At 71.2% G+C, this 18,471-nt stretch carries 15 protein-coding genes; 7 read left to right on the top strand and 8 right to left on the bottom strand.

Annotated features, from left to right (window positions below; translation table 11 throughout):
- The first annotated feature begins 155 nt into the window (after positions 1-155).
- Both ABD371_RS31675 and ABD371_RS31670 read left to right on the top strand, forming a co-directional pair.
- Entirely contained in the window at positions 156-1,409 is a 1,254-nt protein-coding gene (locus ABD371_RS31675; protein ID WP_344484698.1) for a sensor histidine kinase, read from the top strand.
- A complete protein-coding gene (locus ABD371_RS31670; RefSeq protein ID WP_344484695.1) occupies positions 1,406-2,023 on the top strand; it encodes a response regulator in 618 nt (205 codons plus the stop codon). The genes ABD371_RS31675 and ABD371_RS31670 overlap by 4 nt, the downstream gene beginning before the upstream one ends.
- Before the next feature lie 53 nt (positions 2,024-2,076).
- Here ABD371_RS31670 and ABD371_RS31665 read toward each other — a convergent pair whose 3' ends face one another.
- Together ABD371_RS31665 and ABD371_RS31660 are read right to left on the bottom strand one after the other, a co-directional pair.
- Positions 2,077-4,998: a helix-turn-helix transcriptional regulator gene (locus tag ABD371_RS31665; protein ID WP_344484692.1), complete on the bottom strand. Its 2,922-nt coding sequence runs from the start codon at positions 4,996-4,998 to the stop codon at positions 2,077-2,079.
- A 263-nt stretch (positions 4,999-5,261) separates the two neighbouring features.
- Positions 5,262-6,026 (bottom strand): thioesterase II family protein, encoded by a 765-nt coding sequence (locus tag ABD371_RS31660; protein WP_344484689.1) that lies wholly within the window; start codon positions 6,024-6,026, stop codon positions 5,262-5,264.
- A 561-nt stretch (positions 6,027-6,587) separates the two neighbouring features.
- On the opposite strand from ABD371_RS31660, the gene ABD371_RS31655 reads away from it, so the two are divergent.
- The gene (locus tag ABD371_RS31655) at positions 6,588-7,010 is read left to right on the top strand and encodes a DUF350 domain-containing protein (protein WP_344484686.1); all 423 of its coding nucleotides are present in this window, start codon (positions 6,588-6,590) and stop codon (positions 7,008-7,010) included.
- Positions 7,011-7,108: 98 nt separating this feature from the next.
- On the opposite strand, the gene ABD371_RS31650 is transcribed toward ABD371_RS31655, so the two are convergent.
- The 3 genes from ABD371_RS31650 to ABD371_RS31640 are packed head-to-tail and all read right to left on the bottom strand — an operon-like array spanning position 7,109 to position 11,288.
- A complete protein-coding gene (locus ABD371_RS31650; RefSeq protein ID WP_381734141.1) occupies positions 7,109-8,353 on the bottom strand; it encodes an NAD(P)/FAD-dependent oxidoreductase in 1,245 nt (414 codons plus the stop codon).
- Between the two features lie 50 nt (positions 8,354-8,403).
- Positions 8,404-9,834, bottom strand: coding sequence for an FAD-dependent oxidoreductase (locus ABD371_RS31645; protein WP_344484680.1), 1,431 nt, complete (start codon positions 9,832-9,834; stop codon positions 8,404-8,406).
- Between the two features lie 5 nt (positions 9,835-9,839).
- Entirely contained in the window at positions 9,840-11,288 is a 1,449-nt protein-coding gene (locus ABD371_RS31640; protein WP_344484677.1) for an FGGY family carbohydrate kinase, read from the bottom strand.
- A 337-nt stretch (positions 11,289-11,625) separates the two neighbouring features.
- Between ABD371_RS31640 and ABD371_RS31635 the strand changes: the two genes are divergently transcribed.
- Both ABD371_RS31635 and ABD371_RS31630 read left to right on the top strand, forming a co-directional pair.
- Entirely contained in the window at positions 11,626-12,618 is a 993-nt protein-coding gene (locus ABD371_RS31635) for a hypothetical protein (protein ID WP_344484674.1), read from the top strand.
- Positions 12,619-12,737: 119 nt separating this feature from the next.
- A complete protein-coding gene (locus ABD371_RS31630) occupies positions 12,738-14,267 on the top strand; it encodes an amino acid permease (RefSeq protein WP_190124317.1) in 1,530 nt (509 codons plus the stop codon).
- A 68-nt stretch (positions 14,268-14,335) separates the two neighbouring features.
- On the opposite strand, the gene ABD371_RS31625 is transcribed toward ABD371_RS31630, so the two are convergent.
- Complete coding sequence (locus ABD371_RS31625; protein ID WP_344484669.1) at positions 14,336-14,755, bottom strand: DoxX family protein; 420 nt, start codon at positions 14,753-14,755, stop codon at positions 14,336-14,338.
- 303 nt (positions 14,756-15,058) lie between these two features.
- Between ABD371_RS31625 and ABD371_RS31620 the strand changes: the two genes are divergently transcribed.
- Together ABD371_RS31620 and ABD371_RS31615 are read left to right on the top strand one after the other, a co-directional pair.
- Positions 15,059-15,322: a hypothetical protein gene (locus ABD371_RS31620; protein WP_344484666.1), complete on the top strand. Its 264-nt coding sequence runs from the start codon at positions 15,059-15,061 to the stop codon at positions 15,320-15,322.
- A 199-nt stretch (positions 15,323-15,521) separates the two neighbouring features.
- Entirely contained in the window at positions 15,522-16,646 is a 1,125-nt protein-coding gene (locus ABD371_RS31615) for a hypothetical protein (protein WP_344484663.1), read from the top strand.
- On the opposite strand, the gene ABD371_RS31610 is transcribed toward ABD371_RS31615, so the two are convergent.
- Together ABD371_RS31610 and ABD371_RS31605 are read right to left on the bottom strand one after the other, a co-directional pair.
- A complete protein-coding gene (locus ABD371_RS31610) occupies positions 16,597-17,367 on the bottom strand; it encodes a GNAT family N-acetyltransferase (RefSeq protein ID WP_344484660.1) in 771 nt (256 codons plus the stop codon). The two genes, ABD371_RS31615 and ABD371_RS31610, sit on opposite strands and share 50 nt — an antisense overlap.
- 56 nt (positions 17,368-17,423) lie before the next feature.
- Entirely contained in the window at positions 17,424-18,281 is an 858-nt protein-coding gene (locus ABD371_RS31605) for a class I SAM-dependent methyltransferase (protein WP_344484657.1), read from the bottom strand.
- Positions 18,282-18,471 lie beyond the last annotated feature (190 nt).

Here is an 18,471-nt window from a genome sequence, read left to right as displayed (position 1 = left end):
TGCTCCCCCTCGCGGTGCTGTCACGGTGCTGTCGCGGCGTTCCTCCCGCTGCGTCAAAAGTAGGTCCGGGAGGGTCTTCCACGGGACGACCGATCGATGGGACCGGTTGTCAACCGACCGGTTGACACGGTGGGGCGCATGGTAGGACTTGTAAGGTGCACACTCAGACTCAGGAGGAAAGTTCGCAGGCCAACGCGGGTTACGGCCCCGAATCGGGGACTCGTTGGTTCGGCCTGTGGGACGGTTACTTCGCGATCTCCTACCTCGTCACCACGATCCTGCTGTTCACTTCGGGCGGGGCCGAGGAGCACCGCGCGGTCGCCGTCGGCGCGCTGACGCTGATCGTTCCCTGGTACGCGGGACTCGGCCGGAGACTGATGATCCACCGGACGGCGGGGCGGCGGAACGTCGTCTTCGCGGTGGGGCTCTTCGTGCTGTTCGCGGTGGCGGGCACGGCCGATCTCGCGGGCTCCTTCGCGCTGTTCGCGGTGGTTCCGATGCTGATGATGAGCCTGCCGATGCCGCCGGCGATCGTGCTCGTGATGCTGGCCAATCTGTGGCCGGTGACGGTGGTGTGGCTGCGCGGCGGGGATTTCGACCCTCATATCCTCTCGGTGCTGCCCACCTCGCTGCTGGGGATCGCGCTGTCGGTGCTGCTCGGGCTGTGGATCACCCGGGTGGTGCAGCAGAGCATGGACCGGGGTGATTTGATCAATGAGCTGCGGCGCAGCAGGGAGCGGGTGGCCCGGCTCTCGCACGAGGCGGGGATCTCGGCCGAGCGGGAGCGGTTGGCGCGGGAGATCCACGACACCCTGGCGCAGGGTCTGACCAGCATCATCAGCCTGGTTCAGGTGGCTGAGTCGGAGGTGGTGGAGAGCCCGGACCGGGCGCTCGCCCATCTGGGGCTCGCCGGGCGGGTGGCCAAGGAGAGTCTGGCCGAGGCGCGTGGTTTCGTCGCCGCGCTGACTCCCCCGGCACTGCGGGAGAGTTCGCTGGTCCAGGCCGTGGGCCGGCAGGCGCGGCTGCTGACGGCCGAGACGGGTCTTGAGGTGCGCTGCCGGTCCGAGGGCGAGGAACGGCCGTTGCCGATGGCGGTCAGTGTGGTGCTGCTGCGGTCCGTGCAGGAGGCGTTCGCGAATGTACGGCGGCACGCCGGCACGGCCCGCACGGTGGAGGTGCTGGTGGCGTATGCCGACGACTCCGTACGGCTGGTGATCGGCGACGACGGTGAGGGTTTTGATCCGGACGGCGAGCGGGGCGGCTTCGGGCTGCGCGGCATGCGGGCACGGGTGGAGGAGATCAGCGGGGCGGCGTCCGTCGACAGCCGCCCGGGAGCGGGCACCGTCATCGAGGTGACGGTGCCTCTGGGACCGGTGGCCGGGGAGCCGGCCGGAGCGGGGGCGACATGATCGAGGTTCTGCTGGCCGACGACCACCCGGTGGTACGGGAGGGCTTGTGCGCCATGCTGGAGTCGGCGGACGGCATCGGGGTGGTGGGGCAGGCCGGTTCGGGCGAGGAGGCGGTGCTGCTGGCGGCCCGGCTCACCCCGCACATCGTGCTGCTGGATCTGCGGATGGGCGAGATGGACGGGGTGACCGCGACGGGTCACATCCTGCGGGAGTCGCCGCGCAGCAAGGTGGTGATCGTCACCACCTATGAGGACGACGCCGATATTCTGCGCGCGGTGGAGGCCGGTGCGGCGGGGTATCTGCTCAAGGGCAGTTCCCGGGACGATCTGGTGCACGCGGTGAAGGCGGCGGCGCGCGGCGAGACGGTGCTGACCCCGTCGCTGGCCCCCAAGCTGTTCCGGGCCCGGGCGGTGGATCCGCCGCTGCTGTCGGAGCGTGAGCGCGAGGTGCTGCGGCTGGTGGGCCAGGGGCTGACCAACGCGGACATCGGCCGTGCCCTGTTCATCAGCGAGGCGACGGTGAAGACGCATCTGCTGCGCTCGTTCAAGAAGCTGTCGGTCTCGGACCGGACGGCCGCGGTGATCACCGCGCTGGAGCGCGGGCTGCTGTCGTGAAGCCGTCCGCCCGCCCCGGCGGCGGGGCGGGCGGACGGGCGGACGGCGGTCGTTCAGGCGATGCCGGGGAGGCTCAGATCGGAGAGCCGGGCGGGCAGATCGCGGCGGCGTTTGACCTTGAGCTTGCGGTAGATACGGGTCAGGTGCTGCTCGACTGTCGACACGGTGACATAGAGTTTCGTCGCTATCTCGCGGTTGGTGTGACCGCGCGCCGCCAGCAGCGCCACCCGGGCCTCGGCCTCGGAGAGAACCTCCGCCTCCTTGGGCGGCTCCGTCTCCCGGCCGCTCGGGGACGGCGGCTCGGTGTCTCCCTGGCCGGGCATGAACTGCCGGCACAGGGGTTCCGCGCCGCAGGACTTGGCGACGTGCCAGGCCTTGCGGACCAGCATCCGGGCCCGGTTGAAGTCGCCGAGCGCCCGGTAGGCGCGGCCGAGTTCGCCGAGCGCCATCGCGAGCTGGAGCCGGTCCTCGCCCTCCTCCAGAGTCTCCACCGCTTCGGTGAGCCGCTTGAGCCGGTACTTGAGATCGGTGCTGGTACGGGCCAGCAGGAGCAGCAGCGAGCCGCGCGGCCGGCTGCCCGCGGGCCCCGCCTCGCGCTGCTTCTGCTGCTCGGCGTACTCACGGGCGCGCCCAGGGCTGCCGAGGGCGAGCCAGGCCTCGGCGGCGTCCAGCCGCCAGGGCACCAGTTCGACGGCGTCCATGCCCCAGGACTCCATCATCTCGCCGCAGGTCAGAAAGTCGCGCAGGGCGGCGTGATAGCGGCCGGTGGCGAGGTGGCAGCGGCCCCGGGCCCGGAGGTAGTGCAGTCCGGCCAGGGTGGCGAACATGGCCTCGGGCACGGGCTGGTCGAGCAGGCTGGACGCCTCCTCCTCGTTGCCCATCTGGAGTTCGGCCTCGACGAGGACGGCCAGCGGCAGCGCTATGCCCACGCCCCAGCTCTGGAGCGAGATCCGGGAGAGGGCGGTACGGGCCCGGGTGGCCGCGCCGGGCAGATCGCCCTGGCGGAGCGCTATCTCGGCCCGCACCACGCCCAGCGCGGCCTGCCAGGTCGGCGCGTTGCGGGCGGAGCGTTCGCCGAGCAGCCGTTCGCACCAGGCGAGCGCGAGATCGAGGCGGCCCGCGTAGACGACGGCGAGCAGCGCGAAGATGAGCGGCTGGAGGGTGCGGTCGCTGAGGTGGTAGCGCTGGAGGACCCGGGTGGCCTCGCTGACGGCCGCCTCGGCCTGTCCGCCGCGCAGGGCGGTCCGCATGGCGTCGGCGGCATGGGCGTAGGCGTTGTCCGCCATGTCGTAGGGAATGGTGTTGAGTCCTGCGGCGGACGGGGTGCACGCCGTCTGCGACAGCGTTGTCTGTGGCGGTGCGACGGTGCTGAACAGCGAGGTGAGCGGTGGGCTGACGATGGTGAGCCAGCTCTGGGCGGCGGCGAGCGTCCTCGGGTCGTACGCCGGTACCCGGTCGCTGGTCCGCAGCCGCAGCACCGCCTCGCCCGCGCACCGGGCCTCGCCCACCCAGGAGAGGCAGGAGACGGCCTGGACGAGGTCGCGGTCGGCGAGTCTGCCGGTGGCGAGTTCGCGGGAGAGCTGGCGCAGATGCCCCTCGGCGGCGGCCGGGTTGCTGCGCCAGACGATGCTGACCAGCCGGGACTTCAGCGCGGCGTGCCGGGGTCCCTCGGGGCAGGACAGCACGGCCAGTTCGCCGCAGTGCAGCGCGAATTCGTGCTCGTCGTCGACGAGCGCGTACTCGGCCGCCTCCTGGAGGACGGGGATCGCCCAGTCCTCGACGTTCTTGCGGGCGGCGAGGAGGTGCCGGGCGACGTCGACCGCCGCCGCGCCGTCCTGGTGGAGCAGTTTCGCGGCGCGCAGATGCAGTGCGGAGAGCGCGGCGGGCGGGGTCGCCTCGAGTACGGCGGTACGGGCCGCGGCGTCGCGGAACGCCCCCCGGTGCAGCAGGCCGCAGCGGCGGAGGTCGCGCAGGGCCTGCTCGGTGCCCTTGATGTGGAGGTCGACGATCCGGCTGAGCAGTACGGCGGAGTCCGAGTCCCCGAGGACGGCGATGCCCCGGGCGACGGTGAGCAGTTCGGGGTCGCCCCGGTGGAGACAGTCGAGGACCGCGCGCTCGTAGGCGTCGGCGGGGTCGAGCCGCTTGAGGGGCTCGCTGTCCCCCAGCGCCGTGAGGCCGTCCTCCAGCAGTGCGCCGACCAGCAGCGGATTGCCTCCGGTGGTCTCCTGGCACTCGGCGGAGAGGCGCTGCGCGGTGGAGGCCGAGAAGTGGTCGGCGAGCAGGCTGGCGGTGCCGCTCGTGGTGAGGAGGGGGAGCCGGACGCTGGTGCAGTTCGGCTGGCGCTGGAGTTCGGCCTGGAAGGCGAGTTGCGCGGACCGCAGCGGAACGGTCTCGGTGAGCACGATCATGACGCTCGCCTGGCGCACCCGGCGGGCGAGGGAGAGCAGGAAGTGCAGGGAGAGCTCGTCTCCGTGGTGGACGTCGTCGACGGTGATGATGAGAGTGCGGTCGTGCGCGAGCCGCAGCAGGGCGGTGGAGACCGAGGGCAGGATCCGCTTGGCCTCGTCGAGCGCGCGCTCGGCGTCAGAGGTGCCCGGGGTACCGGAAGTGCCCGGGGCGTCCGGACCGGCCGGGGCGTCGGTGGCGGCGACGGCAGTGGCGGTGGCGTTGGCGGTGACGCGGTCCAGCAGTTCGGTGACGTAGCCGTGGATCTCGGGGGACAGCGGTGCGACGCTGTCCAGGATTCTGCGGAGATTCCCGAAGGGGAGATAGCGTTCCGCGCGGGATCCCGCCGCTTCGAGGACCAGCGCCCCGGAGGCGATGGCCTCTTCGGTGAAGTTCTCCAGCAGAGTCGTCTTCCCGCTGGCGACGCCCCCGCTGATGACGGCGACCCGCCCCCGGCCGCGCCGTGCGCTCCCCAGCAGCTCATTCAGCGTGTGGAGCTGTTTGTCGCGTTCAACCAGCCTTGCGGCCACAGTCTTTCCTTCCCCCGAACTGCACGACTTGCGAAAAAACTTCACGCCAGGCCGGACGCTCGCCCGTGAGGGCGTCGTCGCACCGCGTGGTGATGTGTGAATGAGCGCAGTGCTGATCGCCGGGCCGTCGACGCGGCCTCCCCTTCCGGTCTCGCCCTCGGCGAGCCGGCGGTCATGCGGCTCCCTCCCTCCGCCGTCGGGGGCGGAGGGAGGTTCTCGGGCACACCGGGCGAACCCGGGTGTGCCGCACTGCTGCTTGCGGGTCAGCCCTGTCGGACGGCCGCGGAGAGCTCGTCGGAGACGATCCTCATAATGCTCTGCTGATGGTTCGCCAAGAAGAAATGACCACCGGGATAACGGTGAATGGCGAATTCACCGGTGGTGTGTCCGGCCCATGCCTCAGCCTCTTCGTCGCTGGTTCTGGGGTCGGACTCCCCGGTCAGCACCGTGACCGAAGTGCGCACGGTGTCTTCCGGGGCCGCGCGGTAGTTCTCGATGGCGGTGTAGTCGGTGCGAATGGCGGGCAGCACCATGCGCAGGACTTCCTCGTCGCCGAGGATCCTCGCGTCCGTTCCGCTGAGTTCCTTCATTTCTCTGACGATTCCGTCGTCATCGCGCAGATGGACGGTTTCCGGGCGGAAACTGGCGGGCGAGCGCCGCCCGGAGGCGAAGATCCGCACCGGAGCGGCCCCGTGGTCGCGCTCCAGCCGGCGCGTCACCTCGAAGGCCAGGGCCGCGCCCATGCTGTGACCGAAGAGCGCCATGGGCCGGTCGAGCCAGGGCACGAGCTGTTCGGTCAACTGGTCGGCGAAGAGGCCGAGATCGGTGATCCCCGGTTCGTTCCTGCGGTCCTGCCTCCCGGGGTACTGCACGGACAGGACGTCCACCGCCGGGGCGAGGGACTGGGACATCGGAAAATAGAAGGAGGCGGAGCCTCCCGCGTGTGGCAGACACACCAGCTGGACCGGGCTTTCGTCAGCAGCGTGATAGCGGCGGACCCAGCGACCAGTGTTTCGCTTTTCAATCAATGGACTGAAACTCCCCGTTACAGACCTCAGGTGCGGTCACGCACGTTCGACGATTCATCCCTACGTACGTTTCACTGAGGATATGTCTAGCAGATCAGCCAAACTAGGGGGTACCCCTACTCGCCACCCCTACCATGGCCGAAATGTTTCGGTCTACCGCTCTGACCAGGCATGAGAGCCACCTGACGAAGGATCGCCACCGGTCTGCGGAAGGTCGGGATGGCCTATTCCGCAACACCTCCGGTACCAGATCCGGACATTTGGCGGACTTCAGCGAGGTGGCCTGAACAGACCCCCTCTCGGACGTCAAAGAGGCGCTAATTCCCGCTATTGCGGATACCCCTGAAAGTCCCCCGCGGCCGCGCACGCGCACGGCGGCGGACATGCGGGCAGGGGCCCGGCGAGCACTCCGCCGACCCCGGCCGGCCCGGATCCCGGGCGGCATGGCTGTAACCTACATGAATCTCTGCGGTGGGGTCCCTGAGCCGTTCATCGGTTCGTACGGTAGATTTTGCGCGCCCTTGACCGGTATCACCTCTGGACACGGAGACTGGCTCCTCAATGAGCGACATCGTCAACGGACTTGGCCGCGCGAGCGCCTACGGCGCCCTCGGCCTGGTCCTTCTGATCCTCGGCATGGTCCTGATCGACCTGCTCACTCCGGGCAAGCTCGGCCGGCAGATATGGGAGGACCGCAACCGCAATGCCGCGCTGCTGCTCAGCTCCGCGCTGGTGGGCATCGGCGGGATCGTGTTCACCTCGATCTGGACGACCTATCACGACTTCGGCAAGGGCCTGGTCTCGACCGCCGCGTTCGGCCTGCTCGGCCTGGTGATGATGGCCGTGGCGTTCGTCGTGGTGGACCTCATCACCCCGGGCAAGCTGGGCGCGACCCTGGTGGAGCCGGAGCCGCACCCGGCGGTCTGGGTGACGGCGTCCTGCAACATCGCGGTGTCGGCGATCGTCTCGGCGGCCATCGCCTGAGCCCTGCCCGCCGGTCCGGCCGCGAGCGGCCGTGAGGAAGGGGCCGTGCCCCCGCGACTGCGGGGTCACGGCCTTCGTCGTACGCGGGGCCGCCCGGGTCAGACAGTGATCAGCAGCGCGCCGCCCGCCGGGTCCGCCGCCGCCGTCCAGCCCGAGCCCAGATGGACGGGCCGGCCGGGCAGCACGGGCCGCGGCGGGCGTCGGCGGTACAGGATCCGGCCGTCCTGGCTGACGGTGAGCCTGGGCAGGGCGAGCGGTAGCGCCGTCCGCAGGATGAACCTGCCGTACAGCGGCGGCGGACCGCCGGGGTGGACCCGGTTGGGGGCCGCCCACAGCAGCGGGGCCCCGACCCGTACCGGCAGCCCCGGGCCCGGCCAGGGCTCCCCGGCGAGATGGCGGAGCACCTGTCCGGCCGCGACACGGCCCTCCTCGGCGGCGATCCCGGCGCGCTCGACGCCGTGGAGCAGATTGCCCGCGGCGAAGACACCGGGTTCGGCGGTGCGGTACGCGGTGTCCACGGCGGGCCCCCGGGTGCCCGGATCGAGCGGGATCCCGCCGCGCCGGGCGAGTTCGTGGTCCGGGATCCAGTCGCCGGTGAAGACGACCGTGTCGCAGGCGAGAACGGCGGTCCGGCCGTCCTCGTGACGAAGGCGCACCCCCGTCAGCCGGCCGTGGCCGACGAGTTCGGTGACGGTGGTCCGGTGGAGGACGGTGACGGGGCGGCGCGGCCGGGTTACGGACACGGGCACGGGAAGGGGCAGGGGCGGCCGGGAGCTGATCAGGGCGACGGTCTCGACGCCGGCGGCGCGCAGGGTGAGCACGGCGTTGTGGGCGACGGCGTCCGCGCCGACGACCACGGCACGGCCGCCGATCCGCCGGCCGTGCAGATGGACGGCCTGCTGGAGTTCGCCGGTGGTGAGCACACCGGCGGGCCGGGTGCCGGGGATCAGCCGGGCGGCGCGGGGGCGTTCCCTGGCTCCGGTGGCGAGAACGACGGCGCGCGCGGTGACGCGTTCGATCCCCCGCGGTCCGGTGATCTCCAGGGTGCGGGGTCCGGCCCAGCCGGTGGCGGTGACTCCGGTACGCAGGGCGGCCCCGGCGCTCAGGGCGTCGGCGGCGAGACGGCGGGCGTACTCGGGGCCGTGCAGAAGGCCGGGCAGGAGACCGCGCGGATCGCGCGCCCCGAAGCCGCCGTGGAAGCAGTGGCGGGGGATTCCGCCGGGTTCCCGCTCCCGGTCGAGGACTTCGACGCGTCCCGCTCCGGCGGAGGCGAGCCGGGTCGCGGCGGTGAGCCCGGCGGGTCCGCCGCCGACGACGAGGACGTCGACCGTCCGTTCCACGATCCCCGGGTGCGCCGCCGGGGGATTCGGCCGGGCGCTTCGCTCCTCGGGCCTCATCGGGTCGCCGTCCCGGGGGCGCCCCGCTCGGCCGCGGCGGTGTCGAGGAGGTCGTCGACCGCCGGGCCGCAGTAGAAGCCCTGACAGCGACCGCCCCGGGCACGGGTGCGGCGGCGCAGGCCGTCGGCGGAGCACGCGGGGACGGTGGCGGCCAGGGCGTCGCGGATCTCGCCGAGCGAGACGCGCTCGCAGTGGCAGACGAGGGTGCCGTAGGCGGGGTCCGCCGCGATCAGTTCGGGCCGCTGGTAGGGGCGGGGGAAGGCCTCGCCGATGTTCGGCATCCGGATCGGCTCCAGTTCGTGGGCGGGTCCGGGGTCGAGGCCGGTCTCCGGGAGGAGTTCCATGACATGGGCGGCGATCGCCATCGACGCGGTGAGCCCGGTGGAGCGGATGCCTCCGACGGTGAGGGACCGCTGCCCGGGGTGGGCGCGGATGCGGTAGTCGTCGTGTTCGGTGGCCGACCGCAGACCGGCGTAGACGGTGGTGATCTCCTCGGCGACCAGTTCGGGCATGATGCGTTCACCCTGGTTCAGCAGCGCCCGCAGCCCTCGCTCCGTGGAGTTCGTGGCGCGCTTGTCGTCGAGGTCCTCGGCGGTCGGGCCGAGCATGACATTGCCGTACACCGTCGGGGAGACGAGGACGCCCTTGCCGAGCGCGGTCGGCACCGGCAGCAGGATGTGGTTGACGAGCGGGCGGGCCAGTTTGTCGAAGACGATGAGCTGGCCCCGGCGCGGGGTGACGGTGAAGTCCTCGCGGCCGAGCCGGCGGTCGAGTTCGTCGGCGTGCAGACCGGCCGCGTTGATGAGGTACCGGGTGCGCAGCGGGCCCCGGCCGGTGGTGAGTTCGTGGTGCTCGCCGTCGTCGGCGATGTTCTCGACCCGGCAGTTGAGATGGAGTTCGACACCGCCCCGGACGGCCTGGGTGGCGTAGGCGAGGGTGGTGGTCCAGGGGCAGATGACGCTCTCGCCGGGGACGTCGAGCGCGCCGAGGGCCCCGGGGCCCAGCCGGGGTTCGCGCCGGTAGACCTCGTCGGGGCCGATGATCGCGGCCTCGTGGTAGCCGTTGCGCTCGGCCTTGGCGGCGAGCGCGGGCAGCGCGTCGAGCTGTTCCCGGTCCCAGGCGACGAGGAGCGCGCCGAGCGGTTCGACGGGGATGCCCGTCTCGGCGGCGTACGCGGCGAGCCGGTGTCGTCCCTCGCGCACCAGCCGGGATTCGAGCGAGCCGGGAAAGGCGTCGAAGCCGGTGTGCAGGATGGCCGTGTTGGCTTTGGAGGTGCCGTTGCCGACGTCGTCGCTCGCGTCGACGAGCGCGGTGCGCAGCCGGTGCCGGGCGAGTTCGCGGGCGATGGCGGAGCCGACGACTCCGGCTCCGACGACGACGACATCGTACGTGGCCCCGGGGAGCGGGCCGGTGGTGGTGACTCTCACCCGGCTCAAGGTACCTGGGGGGTGGTTCGCTCCAGGAGTGCGGTCACCTCGGTACGGAAGCGGCCCAGGCGTTCGGCGGCCTCGGCCGCCGAGGCCTTGGGCTCGTAGACGGCGGAGGGCCGCCAGGCCGGGACGGCCTGTTCGGTGCTGAGGCCGGGGTCGAGGCCGAGCCGGGCGAGGGCGCCGACCCCGAGTGCGGTCGCGTCGGGGAGCGCGGAGACCTCGACGGGGATCTGGAGCAGATCGGCCTGGGTCTGCATGAGCAGGGCGGAGCGGGTCAGTCCGCCGTCCACGCGAAGGCTGGTGAGGGGGCGGCCGAGGTCGGCGGCGATGGCGCGGGTCAACTCGGCGACCTGGGCGGCGATGCCTTCGCACAGGGCGCGCACCAGATGGCCGGGGCCGGTGTCGAGGCCGAGTCCGGTGAGGGAGCCCCGGACGTCGCCGCGCCACCAGGGGGCGGCCAGTCCGGCGAGGGCGGGGACGAAGGTGACGGAGCCGCTGTCGGGGACGCTCGATCCGACCCGGTCGAGGTCGGCGGCGCCGGAGATGACGCCGAGGCCGGTGAGCCAGCGGACGGCGGAGGCGACGGTGTAGACCTGTCCGTCGAGGCAGTAGCTGGTCTCTCCGCCGAGTCGCCAGGCCACGCAGCTGACGAGTCCGCCGGTGGTGCGGCGGGGGGTGTTCCCGGTCTGGGCGAGCAGGAACGCGCCGGTTCCGTAGGTGCATTTGGCGGTGCCGGGCTCGGTGACGCTCTGGGCGAGCAGGGCGGCCTGCTGGTCGACGAGGAGGCCGGTGAGCGGGATGCCGGGGCCGAAGGCGGTGGTGTCGCCCACGGGTCCGGCGGCGTCGACGACCTCCGGCAGGCGTTCGCCGGCGAGGCCGTAGACGTCGAGCGCCCGGGGCGACCAGGCGACCTGGTCGAGGTCGAGGAGCTGGGTGCGTCCGGCGGTGGCCGCGTCGGTGACGAAGGCCCCGGTGAGGCGGTGGATCAGCCAGGAGTCGCTGGTGGTGACCACGCCCTCGCGGGTGCGTTCGCGCCGTATCCACGCCATCTTGGGCGCGGCGAAGTAGGGGTCGAGGGGGAGCCCGGTGAGACGGGTCAGTTCGTCCGCGTACGGGGTGAGTTCGGCGCACACGGTCTCGGCGCGCCGGTCCTGCCAGACGATGGCGTCGGTGAGGGGTTCGCCGGTCGCCGGGTCCCAGGCGAGGACGGTCTCGCCCTGGTTGGCGAGTCCGACGGCCGCGACGGGCTCGCCGGCTTCGGCGAGGGCCTGCCGTCCGGCGTCCACGACGGAGGAGAGGAGGGCCTCGGGGTTGATCTCGACGCTTCCGCCGGGGCCGTAGCGGGGGGCGAGCGGCACGGTCCCGGTGCCGATGACCCCGCGCTCGGGGCAGATGACGAGGGCTTTGGTGCCGGAGGTGCCCTGGTCGACGGCGAGTACGGCGTGCGGCATCGGCCACTGCCCTCTTTCCGGGAGGATCCTCGGCCTCCGTCTGTGGCGGAAGTACCGGGAGGATCTTGTTGGTTGACGACATGACAGAGTGGATCAGGTGACGTTTGCCGTCAAGGGAGGGTCAAATGTCCTAGTGCGTCTGTCCGACGTTCCACAATGTGACCGTTCTTTGTCAACTTCTTGTCGTATTCGATTGGTTGAGTAAGATCGGCGCGCATGTGGGAGTGGACCGTGATCTCCTCCCCGACTCAACCCCCCACTTGTCCCTATGAGGACCCATGACGACCTATTCCCGACATCCACGCCGACGCAGAGCGACGGGGGCGGCGGCGGACTGATGGCCCAGGATCAGTTCCGGCCGGTGTACCACCCGGCGGGCCAAGACAATGAGCTGCGCACCGCCATGCAGGATTTACGGACCGGTCGCTGGCTGTCGATGCGCAATCTGCTGAACTCGACGGCCAGTTGGGGGGTGTGGACCCAGCGCACCCAGGTGCTCGCGGCCGTCGCCGCGGGCTCCGACGCGGTGCAGGCGTGGCGGGCCGAGGAGCCCGCTTCGCTGGCCGCGAACGTCATGCAGTGCCGGGTCTCGGTCGAGAGGGCGCTGCGGGCCCACCGCGAGAACCACCCGCAGACACAGCAGTTGTGGCACGAGGCGTGGGAGGCGTGCAGGATCGCCGCCCACCACGGCCCCGACGACCCGGTGCCCTGGGTGTGTCTGCTGGCGCTGGCCCAGCTGGACGAGAAGCAGCGGCTGGACGAGCACCGCCAGGTGCCGCCGGGCCCCATGCTCTTCCCCGGCCCCTGGGGACTGCTCGCGGAGGCCCACAAGAGGGACCCGTACAACCGCGAGGCGTACCACCGGATGCTTCAGTTCGTCTATGCCCGCCGGCCCGGCGGACATCTGTCGGAGGCCGTGAACTTCGTCCAGTGGGCGGCGTCCGCCGCGCCCGCGGGCTCGGCGCTGCTGGCGCTTCCGCTCCATGTCCGGGTGGAGCGCTACCGGCGTGACCGGGGCCATGAGCGGGCGCTGGATCTGCACTGGGTGACGGAGGACGCCACCCGGGAGGCCATGATCGCCCTGGAGGGCTGGTTCGACCACATCGATCCGGCCGAGGCCTCGCTGCTCGACCTCAACCATCTGGCCCACGCGCTGTGGGGCGCGGGCCGGTTCGCGGAGGCGGGCCGGGTGTTCGAATCGCTCGGCCCGTATTTCACCGCTCCACCCTGGCTCTACCGCTCACAGAACCCCGACGACCCGTCGCTGGCCGAGGAGGTCTTCCTCCGCGCCCGTGGACGATGTCTGTCCGCCGCACGCGGCGGCGGCTGATCCGCACCCCCCGGTGCGGTCGGCGTCGACCGCTCACGGCGCGGGCCCCCCGCCCGCGCCCGCCCCTCCCCCACCGATTGTTCAGTGCGAACACCTTTTCCCCCGGAGGTTGATCCATCATGTCCATCCCCTCGCCCAGATGGTCGGGTGCGGACCCCAAGTCCCCCGTCGACGAGGAGGAGCGGCTGCGGGAACTCGGCTATCAGCCGGTTCTCGCGCGCCGCATGGGAGGCTTCGGCAACTTCGCCATCAGCTTCTCCGTCATCTCGATCCTCTCGGGATGCATGACGCTGTACGGCTTCGGCATGAACACCGGCGGCCCCGCGGTGATGATGTGGGGCTGGATAGGAGTCGGCCTGTTCGTCCTCTGCGTCGGCATGGCGCTCGCCGAGGTGACCAGCGCCTACCCCACCTCCGGCGCGCTGTACTACATGGCGGACCGGCTGGGCGGCCGTAAGTGGGGCTGGTACACCGGCTGGCTGAACCTGCTGGGCCTGCTGGGCGCGATCGCCGGTATCGACTACGGCGCGGCCCTGTTCACCGGCGCGTTCCTCAACCTCCAGTGGGGCATCGACCCGACGCCCGGCTCCACCATGATCATCTTCATGATCATCCTGCTGCTCCACGCCACTCTGAACCTCTTCGGCGTGAAGCTGGTCAGCGTGCTGAACTCCATCAGCGTGTGGTGGCACATCGGCGGTGTGGCGCTGATCGTCGGCGTGCTCGCCGTCGTCCCCAAGAACCACCAGTCCCCCGAGTACGTCTTCACGGAGTTCGTGAACGGCACCGGCTGGGAGAACCCCATCTATGTGGCGGCGGTCGGTCTGCTGCTCGCGCAGTACACCTTCTCCGGCTACGACGCCTCCGCGCATCTTTCGGAGGAGACCTCCAACGCCTCCGTCACCGCCGCCAAGGGCATCGTCCGCGCGATCTGGGTCTCCTGGATCGCCGGATTCGCGCTGCTGGCCGGTCTGACCTTCGCCATCCAGGACTACGCGGGCGCGCAGAACTCGGAGACCGGGGTGCCCCCGGCCCAGATCATGGTCGACGCGCTGGGCACCAACGGTGCCTCCGCGCTGCTGCTGATCGTGATCGTGGCCCAGCTGTTCTGCGGCAACGCCGAGGTCGCGGCCGCGAGCCGGATGGTCTTCGCCTTCAGCCGTGACAACGCGCTGCCCGGCTCGGCCCTGTGGCGCAAGGTCAGCAGCCGCACCCAGACCCCGGTGCCCGCGGTGTGGCTGTCGGTGGCCGTCCCCTGCCTGCTCGCCCTGCCCTCGCTGTACTCCTCGACCGCGTACGGCGCGGTGACCGCCATCAACGTCATCGGCATCACCCCGGCGTACGCGATCCCGATCTACCTCAAGCTCCGGGCCGGCGACCGCTTCGAGCAGGGCCCCTGGAACCTGGGCAAGTGGAGCAAGCCGATCGGCTGGATCGCGGTGGTCTGGGTGGCCCTGGTGACGGTGCTGTTCCTGCTGCCGCAGACGAACCCCGTGACCGTGGACACCATGAACTACGCCTCGATCGCCCTGGTCGCGGTGCTGACACTGGCCACCGTCTGGTGGTTCGTGGCGCGCCGCTCCTACGGCACCCCGCAGGCCTACGGCTCGGCCCGTGAGCAGGCCCAGCTGTCGGACCAGATCGTCTGACCGGCCGAAGAGACCGCGAAGGGGCCCGTCCGGCGGACGGGCCCCTTCGTCATGTCCCGCCGCAGGTCTCAGCGGATGTGGAAGAGGGGGCCGGTGAGGGTCAGACCGAGGTCGTGGCCCGCGTACGAGAAGAACGCCAGCAGCATCAGCGCCGCGCCGCCCAGCGAGATCGCCTTGAGGAAGTTGACCGACTCGGTCTGCCGGGCCTGCGGATCGCTCTCCTTCCAGAAGGCGTGCATCAGCAGCGCCGTAGGGAAGAGGAAGACGGCGAGCAGCAGCGCGCCGAGATCCGCCCACACACCGAGGAGCACACTCACCGCGCCCACCAGGATCAGCACCCCGCTGCCTGCGGTGGCGGCGACGGGCGCGGGCACCCCTTTGGACTGGGCGTACCCCGCCAGGGCCCGCGTCTGGGTGAGATGACCGACGGCGGAGTTCAGGAAGAGCAGAACGAACAGGACGCGTCCGATCAGTACCAGGACGTCCATGGTGGCCTCCCGACCAACCGGTTGAACCGCTGACTACCCCCCGTTCAGGGTACGTCCGTTCCCGTCGGCCCGCCCGTCATGCTCACCCTGAGTCACGGAAGGAGGCCGGGCTGTCGCCGTCCACGAGGGCGGCGATCTGGCATATGCCGGTTCGAGAACGGCGCGATCCCGCGGATCGGCGCGCCGCCGAGTGGGTAGGGGTCGTAGGCGCGGGCGGCTTCCTGTCATCGGCTCATCGGCCCGCCTCGCCGGAGAGGTCTCAGGGTGAACCGGAACGGTCTGTACGCGGTCATTGTCCCGGCGGTGGCTTTTCTGAGTCTGGAAGTGACGGCCGTTCATCTCTTCCTCGACGCCGGGACGGCGGTACGACTCTGGGCCGACGCCGCGATCGTCCTCGCCGTCGGCGGCTGCGCCTCGCTCGCCCTGTTCCACCGCCGCGAGCGGGCCGGGGACGGGGCCGGGGACGGGTCGGCGGCCGAGGCGGGGCACCGGCGCGGGGCGCTCGCGCACGGCACGGACCGCGAGCCCCGGGCGCGGGGCGGCGGACGTCCGGGCGGACGTCCCTGAACCGAGGCCCGGCCGAGGCCCGACCGGAGCCCGGATCGAGGCCGGGCCACGGCGGGGCCAGGGCCGGACCCCGTCGGCATCCAGTCGGCGATGGACCGTTTTCGGCCGTCATCACTCCCGGTCCGGCGATGCCCGCCCGGACAGCAGCCATGATCGACACCGAAGTCTCCACTGGTCATTGGCTGAAGGAGTGCCCTCGATGCCCGCAGCACGCGTCAGTTCGGCCGTGATGACCCACCCGGTCCGCCGGGCCCAGGCAGAGGAGCTGTGCGCACGCCTCGGACTGGGCGGACTGGCGATGGACCCGGCCCCCGACGACTCCCCCTCCGCCCTGCGCACCGCGCTGGTGGCCTGGTCCCGGATAGCCGAGGGCGCCACCCATCAGCTCATGATCCAGGACGATGTGGCCGCCCCGCCGGACTTCCTGGACCTGGTGGCGCACTGCGCCGACCGCTTCCCCGGGGAGGCCCTCGCCTTCTACACCAACTGGCACGCGCGCAACGGCGCCGCCGCCCGGCTCGCCGCGCTGGCCGGGGCCGGCTGGGTGCGCGCCGTGCCGGAGGAGTTCGCCCCCACGCTGGCCATCACCCTCCCGGTCGCGCTCGCCCACGCGTTCCGCGCGTACGCGGGCCGGACCGGTGAGCGCCACGACGACGAGGTGATGGCAGCCTTTCTGCGCCAGGACGGACGGCGCAGCGCCCTGCTGGCGGTGCCCACCGTCACCGAGCACATGGGCACCAGCAGCATCAACGGGCACGCGGCACAGGGCGTGCGCCGCGCGGTCTGCCCCGCCGACGCCGCCGACGCCCGCCCGGCGCTCTACGAGGGCTGGGTGCTGGAGGAGCTCGACTGGCTGCCGTACATGCGGTACGGGGAGGGCTTCGTCCGGCTGCCGGGGCAGGACGCCACACCGGAGGCGCGGCACCACTTCACCTGGCGCGAGGCGCTGCCCCGCACGGGGCTGACGGAGGAGCTGATCCGGGACGCGGTGCGCGCGGAGCGCCCCGCGCGGAGCGCGGCCGAGATCGCGGGGCTCTACGGGGAGTCCTTCGCGGACGAGTTCTGGATCCACTGTCTGATGCTGGGACGGCAGGCGCGGCGGGCCGCGCTCCGGCACGCCCCCGGGGGCGCGAACGGGGACGGCTCCGCGGCGGGGGCGCGGCTGCGGGAGGCGGCGGTCTCCACCGTCGGCATCGCCGGGCTGCCGCCCGAGCGCCGCCCGGAGGTGGGCCAGGCGCACACGGAGCTGCTCTCCGCGTACGCCTGGACCGCCGTCAGGTGCGGGGAGGCGCTGCCGGGGCCGGGTCCCGCAGATCGTAGGTGATCCACACGCCGGGCTCCCAGTAGGAGGCCAGGTCGCGCGCGCGGTCCACCCGCAGGGTGCTGAGCCCCTCGGGGAAGACGTACTCGCCGTCCTCGGGGAAGGCCATGCCGGTCCAGGTCTCCCACTCGGCGACCGTGCCGGTGATCCGTGAGGACTCCTCGACGCTGGCGGTGATCCTTCCTCCGAGCCGGACCTGGGCGCGGATCCAGGGGTCGAAGGGCTCACCGTCCTCGCGGGTCCAGGAGGCGTAGCGGCCGATGGGGACGAGCGGGTACCGGTGCTTCCAGATGGGGCGCACCGGCACTATCAGATGGGGCAGGCCGTCCGCGCGGGCCATGTCCGTCATCTGGGTGAGCAGTGCTTTGGAGAGGCTCCTGCCCTGGTGGGCGGGGGCCACTTCGACTCCGAGGGCGACCAGTGCGGTGGGCTTGACGCCGGCGTCGTGGGCGCGGAAGGCGGCGGCGATCGACTCGTCGAGCCCGGAGCCGAGATCCTCCGGGGTGCCGTCCCAGGTGCGGGGCAGGGAGCGGCCCGCGCCGAGGATGTCGTCGTTCTCCTCGTCGTACAGGACAAACTGATGGTCGCCAAACTCGTCGAAGAGCCGGTTCCAGTGGGTTTCGTTGATGTCCCCGTGCAGATTGTATTCGGGGACGACACCGGCGAAGACCTCGGGGATTCTGTCCCAGAGTTCGGGGCGCTCGGAGTGCAGCACGACTCGCATGGTTCCTTCTTTCTTTCCCTGCTTTTCTTGCTTTTCTTGCTCTTCCTGCTCTGCTTTCACGCCTTGACGGCTTCCCAGACGATCACGATGGGAATGCCGCTCCAGGCCGCGCGCGCCGCCTCCGCGATGAATTCCTCGTAGCCGCCCGGGGCGAGCCTGCCGTTGAACACGGGCTCGAAGCAGGCGCGGACGGTCAGTCCGGCGGCTGCGAACGCCTCGATGTAGCTGCTCGGGAGGTGGACGTAATTGCGTACGAAGGCGAGTTTGTCGTCGCCCTCCACGAAGAGACACTGTCCCTGGAGGGTGATGACGAAGGGGTGCATGTCGGAGATGATGACGCGTCCGCCGGGGCGGACCACGCGCGCGAGTTCGGCGACGCCCGCCGAGAGGTCGGGCAGATGGGTCATGGCCAGGGTGCACAGGGCGAGGTCGACGGACTCGTCCTCCAGCGGGAGGCTCTCCAGCCGCCCCTGGCGGAACTCCGCCTCCGGGGCCTTCTCGGCGGCGCGCGCCAGCATCTCGGGCGACTGGTCGACGCCGATGACGCGGTGGCCGCGCGCGGTCAGGGCCGCGGTCTGGCGGCCGGTGCCACAGGCGGCGTCGAGCGCGGTGCCGACCGGGCCCGCGTCCAGGAGCTTGTGGACCACCGGCTCCTCGACCTCGATGTAGGAGCTGGGCAGGGAGTCGTACACCTTCGACCAGGCCGCGTACCCGGCGGAGGCGTCCAGCTCGCTCACCGCGGACCCGCCGTCGGGCAGTCCTTCGGGCGGCCCGTCGGCGGTCTCGGCCGCGAATTTCCTGATCTCCGCGACCCGTTCGCTCAGGAAGTCCTCGTCCGCGTCCATGGCGGTGCGGAGCAGAGCGAGGCCTTCGATGCCCAGGACCAGTTCCCGGACTCGGAATTCATTACTCATGGGGATCCTCTCAAGGGGGGTTTCAACCTGTTCATTCTGTTCATTCGCGCTACCCAGAACGCCGCATCCGCATTCCCCCGTCTATTTTTCTTGGCCTGAACCGGCCAAGGAAAGGCTGATCTTCTCCACTTGGTTGTTGCAGGGGGAATCGTCTTTTAGCATCGGGCCGGACATGTGCCGCGAAGAGCGC

Origin of the sequence: Streptomyces amakusaensis (assembly GCF_039532665.1) — a bacterium.
GTDB classification, from domain to species: domain Bacteria; phylum Actinomycetota; class Actinomycetes; order Streptomycetales; family Streptomycetaceae; genus Streptomyces; species Streptomyces amakusaensis.
This window is presented reverse-complemented; position numbering and strand designations above follow the sequence as displayed.